The sequence below is a fragment of the Pseudonocardia xinjiangensis genome, from assembly GCF_012911925.1.
Taxonomy (GTDB): domain Bacteria; phylum Actinomycetota; class Actinomycetes; order Mycobacteriales; family Pseudonocardiaceae; genus Pseudonocardia; species Pseudonocardia xinjiangensis.
Genome location: NZ_JAAXKY010000016.1, coordinates 59,832 through 71,895 on the forward strand (window position 1 = coordinate 59,832; position 12,064 = coordinate 71,895).

Genomic DNA, 12,064 nt, shown 5'->3' on the forward strand with positions numbered 1-12,064 from the left:
GATACCGATGCACCGGCAACCATCGCGGCGAGCATGAAGGGCGACGTGGTGACCATCACCATTTCGTTCATTTCGTACGACGGGCGGTGACGACGGTGGCCGGGCGACCGAGCAGGTGGAGCCTGGCGGGGCAGCTGTTCGCGCTGCAGGCGGCGATCGTGGTGATCGTGCTGACCGGCGTCGCTGTGGCCGCCTACCTGCAGTTCGACGAGACGAACCGCGACTCGACCGCCGAGGAGATGCTCGGCGTGGCACACACCCTCGCCGCGTCGCCCGACGTGCGGGCGGCCCTGCACGCCCCCGACCCCGTGGCCGTGCTGCAACCGCTCGCCGAGCGCGTCCGCACCGACACGGCCACCGACTTCGTCGTGGTCATGCGCGCTGACGGCATCCGGCTGTCCCACCCCAACCCGGCGGAGATCGGGCGTGTCTTCCAGGGGACGATCGCGCCGGCGCTCCGTGGCGACCAGCACTTCACCGAGACCTACACGGGCACGCTCGGGCCGTCGGTGCGGGCGGTCGTCCCCGTCCTGGACGGCGGGCGGGTGGTGGGCCTGGTGTCGGTGGGCCGCACCGTCGAGGCGGTGTCGCGGGAGCTGGAGCGCCAGACGCCGCTGTTCGCCGGGGCCGCGGTCGTCGCCCTGCTGCTGGCCGCGGGCGGGTCCTGGCTGGTGAGCCGATGGCTGCGGCGCAGCACGCACGACCTCGGGCCGGCCGAGCTGGCCCGCATGTACGAGTACTACGACGCGGTGCTGCACGCGGTGCGTGAGGGGCTGCTGCTCCTGGACCGCTCCGGGCGGATCCAGCTGGTCAACGACGAGGCGCGGCGGCTGCTGGCGCTGGCGCCCGACGTGCAGGGCCGCCGGGTCGACGAGGTCGGACTGCCCGCCGAGCTCGGGGCCGCGCTGGCGGGCGGCGAGGCGCGTGACGACGAGATCCACCTGACCGCCGACAGGATCGTGGTGGTGAGCCAGGGAGCTGCCCGGTGGGCCGGGAGGCACCTCGGGACGGTGGTGACGTTGCGCGACCACACGGAGCTGCGCGCGCTGGTCAGCGAGCTGCAGACGATCCGTGGCTTCGCCGACTCGCTCAACGCCCAGGCCCACGAGGCGGCCAACCAGCTGCACACGGTGATCTCGCTGATCGAGCTCGGACGGGCGGACGACGCCCTCGAGTTCGCGACCACCGAGCTCGCCGTGTCCCAGCAGCTCACCGACGCCGTGCTGGCCGGGATCGCCGTGCCGGAGCTCGCGGCCCTCGTGGTCGGCAAGGCGGCGGAGGCGGGGGAGCGGGGCGTCGCGCTGCAGGTGGCGGACGGGACCTTCGTCCCGGCGGGCGTCGCCGATCCGCGCGATCTCGTCACGATCGTCGGCAACCTGCTCGACAACGCGATCGACGCCGCCGAGGACGCCCCGGCGCCGCGCTGGGTCCGGATCTCCGGTGGGGTCGCCGACGACGCAGTGGAGCTGCGGGTGGCCGACAGCGGCCCCGGGATCGCGGCCGCCGACGCCGAGCGGGCGTTCGCGCGGGGCTGGAGCACGAAGCCGCACGACGGGCTGGGCCGCGGTCTCGGGCTCGCCCTCGCGAGGCAGGCGGCCCGGCGCCACGGCGGGTGGGTGGAGCTGGACGTCGCGGCCGACGGGAGCGCTACCGGTACCCGTGGGGCGGAGTTCGCCGTGCGCCTGCCGTTGGTGCGGGCATGATCCGCACGCTGATCGTCGAGGACGACCCGATCGCCGCCGCGGCCCACGCCAGCTACGTGGGCCGCGTCCACGGCTTCGAGGTGACGGGGAGCGCGGGCTCGGGCGCAGAGGCACTGCGGATGCTGAGCGCCCGGGCGGTCGATCTCGTCCTGCTGGACGTCCACCTGCCCGACACCAGCGGGCTGGAGGTGCTGCGCCGGATGCGGGCGGCGGGCCACACCACCGACGTCATCATGGTCACGCGCGCGCGGGACCTCGCCGTCGTGCAGGCGGCGATCTCCTTCGGCGCAACGCAGTACCTGGTGAAGCCGTTCACGTTCAGCGCGGTGCGCACGAAGCTGGAGGGCTACCTCGGGTACCGGTCGCGGCTGGGCAGCGGCCCGATGGTCGCCCAGGAGGACGTGGACGACCTCTTCCGTACGTTGCGGGCGCCCGTCGAGGCCGGTGGCCTTCCCAAAGGCGTGAGCCGGGAGTCCCTCGACGCCGTGGCCCGCACGCTGGCCGGCGCCGGGGGCACGGGGCTCACCGCGGCCGAGGTGGCCGCGGCGCTCGGGACGTCCCGCGTGACGGCGCGGCGCTACCTGGAGTACCTGGCCGAGACGGGGCTCGTCGAGCGGCACTCCCGCTACGGGGGCACCGGTCGTCCGCAGGCGGAGTACCGCTGGCGCCCGGCCGGCACGCCGGGAGAACCGGCCGTGCCCGGCGAGGCGGCACCCTGACCTACGGCGCCGGCGCGCCGACGGGTCAGCCGCAGGCCTGGGTGAGCGACTCCGGCTGCGCGGAGTCCGGAGCCGCCGCAGTGGTGGTGGGGCTCTTGCTGCCGCTGCTCGACCGGCTCTTGGTCGTGGTCGGGGCGGCCGCGAGGGTGGGCGCCGCGCTCGGAGCGGGCGGCGCCGGGGGCCGGTTGATCGAGTTCTGCACGACCTCGCGCATGTACTCGAAGTCCGGGGAGAGGGTGTCGAACTTGCCGCTCTTCGAGTTCGGGTCGGGCAGGTTCGGGTCGAACGACACGCTCTCCAGCGACACGTTGCCCCCGCCGGCGAGCTTCACCAGCGCCGGCAGCACCTGCTGCGGGATGTTGGTGGACACGTTGCGCGTGGCGACCGCGGCGATGGCCTGGAAGTTCGTGAGGACGTCGGTGGGGCTCTTCTGCTGGAGGAGGTTGCTGAGCAGGCAGCGCTGGCGGCCCATCCGGCTGTAGTCGTCGGAGTTGCGCCGCGACCGCGCGAACCACAGCGCCTGCTCGCCGTCGAGGTGCTGCACGCCCGCCGGGACGTAGCCGTCGGGTTTGACGTGGCGGCCGTCGGGCAGGACACCGCCGATCGGCAGTGGTTCCGGGCCGACGTCGACGGTGATGCCGCCGACGGCGTCGATGATCGAGGCGAAGCCGGCCATGTTGACCTCGACGTAGTAGTCCAGCTGCAGCCCGAGCATGTACGAGACGGTCTGGTTCAGCATGTTCAGCCCGGGGTCTGCGGTCGGACCGGACGGGGCGAGGGCCGGGTACTCGAGGGCGTAGGCGTACACCGCGTTGAGGAGGTAGTTGCCCGACAGGGGATCGGCCTTGTCGAAGAAGCCCTTGGGGAACTTCTCCGCCATGGGCGACCCCGGCGGGAACTGGGCGTGGCCGATGTTGCGGGGCAGCGAGAAGAGCGTGGTGCGGCTGGTACGCGTGTCGACGCTCGCCACCATCATGGTGTCGGTGCGGGTACCGGCGCGGTCCGGTCCGGCGTCGCTCCCGACCAGCAGGATGTTGAGCCGCGGTTTGGCGATGGCCTCCGCCGCGGCGGTGCCGCCACCGCCGGCGAACAGCGAGTCGAGCAGGTTGCGCTGCGAGTTGGCCAGGTTGGCCCCGAAGCCGAACGGTGCAGCGACGGTCAGACAGAGGGCGGTGACCACGACGACACCGAGCACCTGCGGGCCCACGCCCAGCTTCCTGGGGCGGGCCAGCAGGTAGGTGTGGACGATGACGGCCATCCAGGCCAGCGCGGCCACGATGCAGCCGACCACGACGACCGTCAGCACGCGGGTGGAGAGCAGGTTCTCGAGGAGCTCGGCGCGGCGCGCGCTCAGCCCGAGCGCCACGAGGGCGACGAGGAGCAGCAGGAACACGCCGAGGATCAGGGCGCCGGTGCGCTGCCTGCGGAGAATGAGGTGGCCCGAGCCCGGAGCCACGGTGGCCGCGGCCGTGGCGAGCAGGGCCCGCCCGAGCGTGCGCGGCTGGCGGGCGGAGCTGCCCCGGCGCTGCGCCGCACGGGCCCTGGTGGCGCCGCCTGCCGGGACCCTCGTCGGGGGAACCCTCGGCGAGCCGGTCCTCGCCGGGGAGTCCGCCGCAGCGGCGCGCGCCCTCGTAGCGGGGATCATCGTGGTGTCGGACTTCATGGTCGGCGTCGACCGGGCCGCCTTCGTGGCGGCGCCTGCCCGTCCGGTGGGGGTCCGCGGGCCGGGAGTCCGGGACGGAGAAGTCGGTGGGGGAGCTTTGACGGGGGGCGCTGCCGGTCTGCGGGGCGGCACCCGCGGCACGGGTCGGGTCGGCACTTCGGGCTCATCGGGCCGCTGCGACCGCACCGGACGGGCGGGGCCGTCCGCGGGGCGTGTCACCCGGCCGGGTGGCTCCGGCTTCCGGGGCGGGAGCGCCGACTGCTCGCGTTCGCTGCGCCGTGACCACGGCTGTTGGGGGGGCATTGCGCGTCCTCCGCCCCCGGGAGCGCGCCGGCCGTCGTCATTCACCGTGCCCACTCCCTGCATCCGTACGAATAGGGAACAACCAGGACTCGCCGGTGAGCCCGCCGGAGCCTACTGGTAGTGACGAAACGCTCCGCGGCGCACCTCGCAAGGCGGGAATTAGGCCAGTTCATCCCCCGTTCTGGTGAGATTTCCGGTCGCTCCGGTACCCCATCCGTGGGCGACGCGAGTCGGACGGCAAGTCCGACAATGCCGCACGGACGGACCGGAACATCTCACGACGATACTTATCGGATTCCGGGTCGGAGCACGGGCCGGTCCTCGTCGCCCTCTCCGGCTCGTCCGGCTTGACCCCGTGACCTCTCCCGCGCTGCACTGACCCCGTGCCCGATCAGCCCAGCAGCGTGGCGGCCGTCGTCCTGGCCGGGGGCAGCGGCACCCGTGTCGGGGGCGCCGGCAACAAGGTGTTCCTGCCCGTCGCGGGACGCACCATGATCACGCTGTCCCTCGCCACCTTCTCGGCTCTGCCCGAGATCGGCCCGGTCGTCCTCGTCGTGCGCCGGGAGGACGCCGACCTCGCCGCCGGCGTGCTCGACCGCGAGCTCGGCCACGAGGTGGAGGTCGTGACCGGCGGATCGACCCGGCAGGAGTCCGAGCTCGCGGCCCTGCGGCAACTGGCGGACCGGATCCACGCCGGGAGCATCGACACGGTGCTCATCCACGACGGCGCCCGGCCGTTCGCCGGCCCCGCGCTCGTCCGGGAGGTGCTGCGGGTGGCGCGGGAGAGCGGCGGAGCGGTGCCGGGGCTCCCGCGCGACGACCTCGCGGCGGAAGGTCCGGGTGGCAGCGGGATCGCGGGGCCGGCGCCGGCGGGCCTCGTGGCGGTGCAGACACCGCAGGGCTTCTCCGCGGCGACGTTGCTCGCGGCCTACGAGCAGGCCGCCCGCGAGGGCTTCGCCGGCACCGACACCGCGTCCTGCATCCAGCGCTTCGCCCCGTCGGTGCCGATCCGGTGGGTCGCGGGCGAGGCGCGCAACTTCAAGATCACCTACCCGCACGACCTCGTCGTCGCGGATGAGATGGCGCGCCGCACCCGGAAGGTGTGACGGTCGTCCTGTCCCAGGTTGTTCGCTGCGCGAACGGGTACTCGCTGACGGGACCCGAATCTCGGGTCGGGGCAGCAGGAGGTATGGGGTGCGTTTCGACGGCGCGCAGGTGTCGGTTGAGGTCCGGGGGTCGCGGCTCTCGGTGGTGCGGATGGCGGGGGTGCTCGACCAGGTGACGGTGGCCCGGCTGGCCACCGTGGCTGCCGCGCAGATGGCCCGCTGCACGGGTCACATCGTGGTCGACCTGGGTGAGGTGCGCTTCTTCGGTACGGACGACCTCGAGGCGCTCGTCACCGTCGACGAAGCGGCGAGCGCTGCCGGACTGCGGCTGCATCTCGCCGGGATCGCGGGGCGCGAAGGCATGCTGCCCGTCGGCATCGCCGCGGCACTCGCCCGGTTCTCGATGTTCCCGACGGTGGAGCACGCCGAGCGTGAGCTGATCGGCCGGGTGCCCGCCGTGGCCACCACGAGCAGCCCGCGCAGCAGCTCCGTCTGGCCCTGCTCGCCACTCGTCGTCACCGACGGGGTCCGCGGCGCCCGGACCGGGACGGTCCGCAGCGGCGGCTGACCCGGGAGTACGGGACAGGTTTGTCGACCGCTGTGCGGGTACCTCGTCGGAGCAGAGGATCGCTTCGACGAGGAGGAACCATGGCCACTGGTGAGACCGGCTTCGACGACGTCACCTTCGACCTGATCTCCGTGCAGTACCACTCGCTGAAGGCGGGTCACGACTACGGCCAGTACGTCCGTGACGCCGACAACGCCGGGCGGGACGACATCGCCGGCTTCTTCCGCCAGGTGATGAAGGAGGACTCGGACCGCGCAGCCCGCTGTCACGAGTTCCTCAAGGAGCTCAGCGGGACGACGGAGTCGGGCCCCGCCGTCACCTGACCATCTCCCGGGCACTCGCCCGGCGGTGCGGTCAGGGCAGCTGGGCGAGTGCGCGGGAGATGGCCCGCGCGCTGGTGCGCACCAGTGGCGCCAGCGTGTGGGGCTGCGCGCTCCCGTGCCGGACGACGAGCGAGACCGCCGCCACGACGTTGCCGCGCGCGTCATGGACGGGGGCGCCCACCGACAGCGCGTCCATCGTCACCTGCCGGTCGCTCACCGAGAACCCGGACTTCCGGATGTCGGCGAGCATGCGGCGCAGCACGGCGGGGTCGGTGACGGTGAGCGGCGTGAACCGGTCGAACGGGCCGGCCAGCACCTCCTCCTGCGTCTCGGGAGGTGCGTGGGCGAGCAGCACCAGTCCGACGCCGGTGGCGGTGAGCGCGAACCGGGCCCCGACGCGGGTGAGGACCGGGACCGCGCCGGTGCCCGCGATGCGCTCCACGAACACCAACTCGCTGCCCTCCCGCACCGCGAGCTGCACGTTCTCCCGCGTGATCTGCGACAGGTCCTCGAGGAACGGCAGCGCGCGCTCGCGCAGGCCCTGGCCGCGCGGGGCCAGCGCTCCCACCTCCCAGAGGCGTAGCCCGACGCGGTAGGCCCCGTCGTCGCCGCGCTCCAGCGCCCCCCAGTCGACGAGGCCGGCCAGCAGCCGGTGGACGGTGGAGACGGGAAGGCGGGTGCGCCGAGCCAGCTCGCTCAACGTCATGGCGGGGTGGTCGGCGGAGAAGGCACCGAGGATCTGCAGCGCGCGCGCCAGCACCGGGCCGGTGCCCGCGGCGCGGGACGCGGTCATCGGACGCTCCGAGGTCTGCTGCGCGGGATCATGCCGATCGTGTGGCGCGGACACTACCGGGTCTGGTGACGTTCGGACCCCCGCCGTGCCGCCCCGAAACAGCCGGTCGTCGCGGGTCGGTGGAACCGAACATAGGTCACGAAATACCCTCCTGCTGCGGATGCGGATCACGGATCTCGTTCCCGGCGAGCGGGTGGCGTGGGAATGCGTCTCCGCCTTCTCCGATCCCACGAACCCGGCGTCCGACTGGCTGGGCCACCGGCTCTCCTTCGAGCTGCGCACCGAGCGGCGCGACGGCGTCGGCCGCTTGCTCGAGCCGCTCGTCACGGGCGAGGAGTTCACCGTCCTGAGTTCCGCCATGCGGGCTGGGCGACGGACTCCCGCTGGTACGCCTTCTGCAACTGCGCCTGGGGCGAGACACTCGGTGGCGGCCTCAAGAACCACTGCGAGGCGGCATCAGGGTGATGGAGCCACAACACGCCGAGAACCGGTAACGATGGTAGAGAGCGGACGATCTTCCAGTGCCCCGTCACAGTGGAGATCACATGTCCGTCCCACAACCCCCGTCCGGCCGTCTGATCCGCGCTGAGCCGCGAGGGCACCGGAGCTGCAGGTCGTACTGGATCGCGGCAGGCACGGCCGCGCTGCTCCTGGCTGCGGGCTGCGGTGGCGCTGCCGTCAAGCCGGCGGCCGACATCGAGGCCGTTGCCTCGACCAGCACGACCGCGGTACGCGCGCCGGTTCCGCTCGCCGCCATCCCCACGACCACGGCACCACCGACGACCACGGCGAGTCCCGCCACCGCTCCGCCCGCGCCGGTCTCGCCACCCCAGGTGCAGCGTGCGTCCGTGCCGCAGCCGAAGCCGGAACCCCGGCCCGCGGCCCAGCCCCAGCCGAAGCCCCAGCCCAAACCCGAGCCGAAGCCGGTGGCGAAGCCGAAGCCCGCGCCGTCGGGCTGCGACTCCAACTACAGCGGATGCGTGCCGATCGCCAGCGACGTCGACTGCGCTGGAGGCTCCGGCAACGGCCCGGAGTACGTGAGCGGCCCGATCCGGGTGGTCGGCGACGACCACTACGGCCTGGACAACGACAAGGACGGAACGGCCTGCGAGTAACCCCTGGCCGCGCGCGCCCCGGTTCAGGAAAGCCACTTTGCTGCCCTCTGCGGACCTGAAAGTGGCTTTCCTGAACTTCGCGGGCGAGTCGGGGCTCGGGTCTCGTGGTACTCCGCCTCCATGACCGACCAGCGGGAGCGGCTCGCGACGTACCGGGCCAAGCGCGACTTCGCGGCCACACCCGAGCCGGCGGGGTCGGAGGCCACGGCCGGGTCCGGGCGGTTCGTGGTGCAGCGCCACCGGGCCAGTCGCCTGCACTACGACCTGCGGCTCGAGGTGGACGGCGTGCTGGCGAGCTGGGCCGTGCCGAGGGGGCCCACGCTCGACCCGAAGGCCCGCCAGATGGCCGTGCACGTGGAGGACCACCCGGTCGAGTACTTCGACTTCGAGGGCGTGATCCCGCGTGGCGAGTACGGCGGCGGTGACGTCATCGTGTGGGACTGGGGGAGCTGGCAGCCGTCCGGCACCGACGACCCGGCGACGGCCATCGAGCGCGGTGAGCTGCACTTCGACCTGCAGGGCGAGAAGCTCGCCGGGCGGTTCGTGCTGGTCCGGAGGGAGGAGGGCAGGCCGGGCAAGGAGCAGTGGCTCCTGCTCCACAAGAACGACGACCACGCGCGACCGGGCTGGGACCCGGAGGACCATCCGCGCTCGGTCAAGAGCGGGCGGACGAACGACGAGGTGGCGGCCGCGCCCGACACGCTGTGGCGCAGCGACCTGCCGCCCGGCGAGGCCGCGGTCCGGCTGGGCCGGGAGCCGCGGTCCTGGGACCCCCCGACGCCGGACGAGCTCGCCGCGCTCGACACCATCGGCCGTGCGGGCCGGTGGGAGGTCCAGGGCCTCGAGGTCAAGGTGACGAACCTCGACAAGGTGCTGTTCCCCGCGCGCGACGGCGAGAGCCCGGTGACGAAGCGCGACTTCATCCGCTACCACGCGCAGATCGCGCCGTTCCTGCTCCCGTACCTCTTCGACCGCCCCGTGAACCTGCACCGCTACCCCGACGGCGTCGGCCGGCCCGGGTTCTGGCACAAGGAGGTGCCCACCCACGCGCCGGAGTGGCTGACGCAGTGGCGCAACGAGGAGGCGGGCCCCGGCGAGACGGAGTGCTACGCCGTGGTCGACAGCATGGCGGCGCTGGTCTGGATGGCGAACTTCGCCGCGGTGGAGCTGAACCCGTGGACGTCCCGGCCGCCTGAGGTCCACCAGCCGACCTGGGCGTTGATCGACATCGACCCCGGCGACCGCACGGACTTCGCCGAGATCCTGGTGCTCGCCCGGCTCTACCGCGCCGCGCTCGAGCACCTGGGCGTCGCCGCCGCCCCGAAGGTCACGGGCAAGCGCGGGGTGCAGATCTGGGTGCCGGTCGCCGACGGCTACACGTTCGCCGACACCAGGGAGTGGGTGGAGAAGGTGTCGCGTGCGATCGGCCGGACCGTGCCCGAGCTGGTGAGCTGGGAGTGGCACAAGGACCGGCGGGACGGGCTCGCGCGCCTGGACTACACGCAGAACGCGATCAACAAGACGCTGGTCGCGCCGTTCAGCGCCCGGCCCGCCGCCGGGGCGCCGGTGTCGGTCCCCCTCCGCTGGGACGAGCTCGACGACCCCGGCCTGCGGCCGGACCGGTGGACGGTCCGCACCGTGGTCGACCGGGTGCAGCGCGACGGTGATCCGCTCGCCCCGTTGATCGGCCGTGCCCAGCGGCTGCCGATGCTCTAAGCAGTAGCGTCCTGTGGTGATGACCGGTATCCGGGACCGCGCGGTCGGGGCGCTGGCCGGCCTGGCGCTGGGTGACGCGCTGGGCATGCCGACGCAGTCGATGTCCCGCCGACGGATCGCCGAGCGCTACGGCCTGGTCACCGGGCTGCTCGACGCTGCTGCCGACCAGCCGATCGCCCCCGGCCTCCCCGCCGGGACGGTCACCGACGACACCGAGCAGGCGTTGCTGCTCGCCCGGCTCCTCATCGACGGTGCGGGGCACGTGGATGCCGTCGCCTTCGCCGAGGCGCTGAGCCGGTGGGAGGAGGAGATGGTCCGGCGCGGGTCGGCCGACCTGCTCGGACCGTCGACGAGACGGGCGCTCCAGCGCCTGCATGCCGGCGAGCCGCCGGAGGAGAGCGGCCGCGACGGCACGACCAACGGGGCCGCGATGCGTGTCGCGCCCGTCGGGATCGCGGTGCCGGTCGGGGACGCGTTGCTGGACGCGGTGGTGGCGGCCGGCCGGGTCACCCACAACACCGGGATCGGGATCGCCGCGGCCGCCGCCGTGGCCGCCGCGGTCTCCGCGGGGGTGGCCGGGGCGGCGCAGGCCGACGCCCTCGACGAGGCCGAGCGCGCCGCGGCGGCAGGCGCGCAGCGAGGCCACTGGCGGGCGGGCGCGGACGTCGGCGCGCGGATCCGCTGGGTGCGGGGCTGGGTGCGCGGCATGGGACGCGCGGCGCTCACCGACGCCGTCGTCGACGTGGTCGGCACCTCGGTCGCGGCGCAGGAGTCGGTGGTCGCGGCGTTCGCGCTGGTGGAGGCCCTGGGCTCGGATCCGCTGGACGCCCTCACGGTCGCGGCGGGGCTCGGGGGCGACACCGACACCATCGCCGCGATCTGCGGGGCGGTGCTGGGCGCGCACCACGGCGTGGCCGGGCTACCCGCCGACATGCTCGGGACCGTCTGCCGCGTGAACCGCCTGGATCTGGCGCACGTCGCGGACGGGTTGCTGGCGCTGCGCCACCGTGCGGAAGGCGGCGGGGCGGGAGGGCCCGGTGGCGGGGCGGTCTGACCGGGGCGCACCGGCCCCGGGGCGGCTGGTGCACACCGGTCAGGTGGTGCTGGACCTGGTGATGCGGGTGCCGGAGCTGCCGCCCGTCGGTGGCGACGTGCTGGCCTCGGCCGTCGACCTGCTGCCCGGCGGGGGGTTCAACGTGATGGCCGCCGCCGCCCGGGCCGGCGCGCCGGTCGTCTACGCCGGCGGTCACGGCAGCGGGCGGTTCGGCGACACGGTCCGCGCCGCGCTGGCCCGCGAGGGCATCGTGGCCGCGCAGCCGGCCTCGACGGCGTCCGACACCGGCGTCTGCGTGGTGCTGGTCGACGACGACGGCGAACGGACCTTCGTCACCGGGAGCGGCGTCGAGACGGAGATCGAGCCGTCGGCACTGGCCGCGCTGGCGGTGACACCCGCCGACCTGGTGTACGTCAGCGGCTACAGCCTGCTCGTGCCGCCGAAGCTGCACGCCCTGCTCGGGTGGCTCGAGTCCCTCGACGACCCGGCCGTGCTGGTCGATCCCGGGCCGCTGGCGGCGCAGGTGGACGGCGCGGCCCTGGGCCGGCTGCTCGCCCGCACCACGATCCTCAGTGCCAACGCCCGGGAGGCCCGCGCCCTCTCCGGGGCCGACGACCTCGCCACCGCCTCGGCGGTGCTCGCGCGGCGGCTCGCCGCGCCTGCCGCGGTGGTGGTGCGTGACGGCGCCGCCGGCTGCCTGCTCACCCGGGACGGGCGCAGCGAGCGGATCCCCGGTTTCGCCGTGGCGGCGCTCGACACGACCGGAGCAGGCGATGCGCACTGCGGCGTGCTGGCCGCCGAGCTACTGCGCGGTGCCGGCCTGCACACGGCCGCGGTGCGCGCCAACGCCGCCGCGGCGCTGGCGGTGGCGCGGCGGGGCCCCGCGACCGCGCCCACCCGCGCCGAGGTGGACGCGGTGCTGGCGGCGGCAGGGGGCTGACGCGGGAACCACCCCGTCAGCGGGCCTGCAGGCCGGCGGGATGCTGCGAGCTCTGGGGGGC

General features: G+C 74.0%; 12 protein-coding genes. 9 read left to right on the forward strand and 3 right to left on the reverse strand.

Annotation, left to right across the window (positions count from 1 at the left end):
- Positions 1–95 precede the first annotated feature (95 nt).
- Together HF577_RS07815 and HF577_RS07820 are read left to right on the forward strand one after the other, a co-directional pair.
- Entirely contained in the window at positions 96–1,703 is a 1,608-nt protein-coding gene (locus HF577_RS07815) for a sensor histidine kinase (RefSeq protein WP_169395073.1), read from the forward strand.
- On the forward strand, positions 1,700–2,422 hold the full coding sequence (locus HF577_RS07820; RefSeq protein ID WP_169395074.1) for a response regulator: 723 nt from the start codon (positions 1,700–1,702) through the stop codon (positions 2,420–2,422). The genes HF577_RS07815 and HF577_RS07820 overlap by 4 nt, the downstream gene beginning before the upstream one ends.
- 25 nt (positions 2,423–2,447) lie before the next feature.
- On the opposite strand, the gene HF577_RS07825 is transcribed toward HF577_RS07820, so the two are convergent.
- On the reverse strand, positions 2,448–4,085 hold the full coding sequence (locus tag HF577_RS07825) for an LCP family protein (protein ID WP_169395075.1): 1,638 nt from the start codon (positions 4,083–4,085) through the stop codon (positions 2,448–2,450).
- Between the two features lie 686 nt (positions 4,086–4,771).
- On the opposite strand from HF577_RS07825, the gene HF577_RS07830 reads away from it, so the two are divergent.
- The 3 genes from HF577_RS07830 to HF577_RS07840 all read left to right on the forward strand — a co-directional run bounded on the left by HF577_RS07830 (position 4,772) and on the right by HF577_RS07840 (position 6,385).
- The gene (locus HF577_RS07830) at positions 4,772–5,494 is read left to right on the forward strand and encodes an IspD/TarI family cytidylyltransferase (RefSeq protein ID WP_169395076.1); all 723 of its coding nucleotides are present in this window, start codon (positions 4,772–4,774) and stop codon (positions 5,492–5,494) included.
- An 88-nt stretch (positions 5,495–5,582) separates the two neighbouring features.
- The gene (locus HF577_RS07835; protein ID WP_169395077.1) at positions 5,583–6,062 is read left to right on the forward strand and encodes an STAS domain-containing protein; all 480 of its coding nucleotides are present in this window, start codon (positions 5,583–5,585) and stop codon (positions 6,060–6,062) included.
- An 80-nt stretch (positions 6,063–6,142) separates the two neighbouring features.
- Positions 6,143–6,385, forward strand: a complete 243-nt coding sequence (locus HF577_RS07840; protein WP_169395078.1) for an acyl carrier protein — start codon at positions 6,143–6,145, stop codon at positions 6,383–6,385.
- Between the two features lie 31 nt (positions 6,386–6,416).
- Here the strand turns inward: HF577_RS07840 and HF577_RS07845 are convergent, their stop codons facing one another.
- Positions 6,417–7,178, reverse strand: coding sequence for an IclR family transcriptional regulator (locus HF577_RS07845; protein WP_169395079.1), 762 nt, complete (start codon positions 7,176–7,178; stop codon positions 6,417–6,419).
- A 541-nt stretch (positions 7,179–7,719) separates the two neighbouring features.
- Complete coding sequence (locus HF577_RS39140) at positions 7,720–8,145, reverse strand: hypothetical protein (protein WP_169395026.1); 426 nt, start codon at positions 8,143–8,145, stop codon at positions 7,720–7,722.
- A 13-nt stretch (positions 8,146–8,158) separates the two neighbouring features.
- On the opposite strand from HF577_RS39140, the gene HF577_RS39145 reads away from it, so the two are divergent.
- The 4 genes from HF577_RS39145 to HF577_RS07865 all read left to right on the forward strand — a co-directional run bounded on the left by HF577_RS39145 (position 8,159) and on the right by HF577_RS07865 (position 12,003).
- On the forward strand, positions 8,159–8,293 hold the full coding sequence (locus HF577_RS39145) for a hypothetical protein (RefSeq protein ID WP_281359685.1): 135 nt from the start codon (positions 8,159–8,161) through the stop codon (positions 8,291–8,293).
- Between the two features lie 120 nt (positions 8,294–8,413).
- Positions 8,414–10,009: a non-homologous end-joining DNA ligase LigD gene (gene ligD, locus HF577_RS07855; RefSeq protein WP_169395080.1), complete on the forward strand. Its 1,596-nt coding sequence runs from the start codon at positions 8,414–8,416 to the stop codon at positions 10,007–10,009.
- A gap of 19 nt (positions 10,010–10,028) precedes the next feature.
- The gene (locus HF577_RS07860; protein ID WP_169395081.1) at positions 10,029–11,063 is read left to right on the forward strand and encodes an ADP-ribosylglycohydrolase family protein; all 1,035 of its coding nucleotides are present in this window, start codon (positions 10,029–10,031) and stop codon (positions 11,061–11,063) included.
- Positions 11,047–12,003 (forward strand): PfkB family carbohydrate kinase, encoded by a 957-nt coding sequence (locus tag HF577_RS07865; RefSeq protein ID WP_312859001.1) that lies wholly within the window; start codon positions 11,047–11,049, stop codon positions 12,001–12,003. Before HF577_RS07860 ends, HF577_RS07865 begins: the two co-directional genes overlap by 17 nt.
- Positions 12,004–12,064 lie beyond the last annotated feature (61 nt).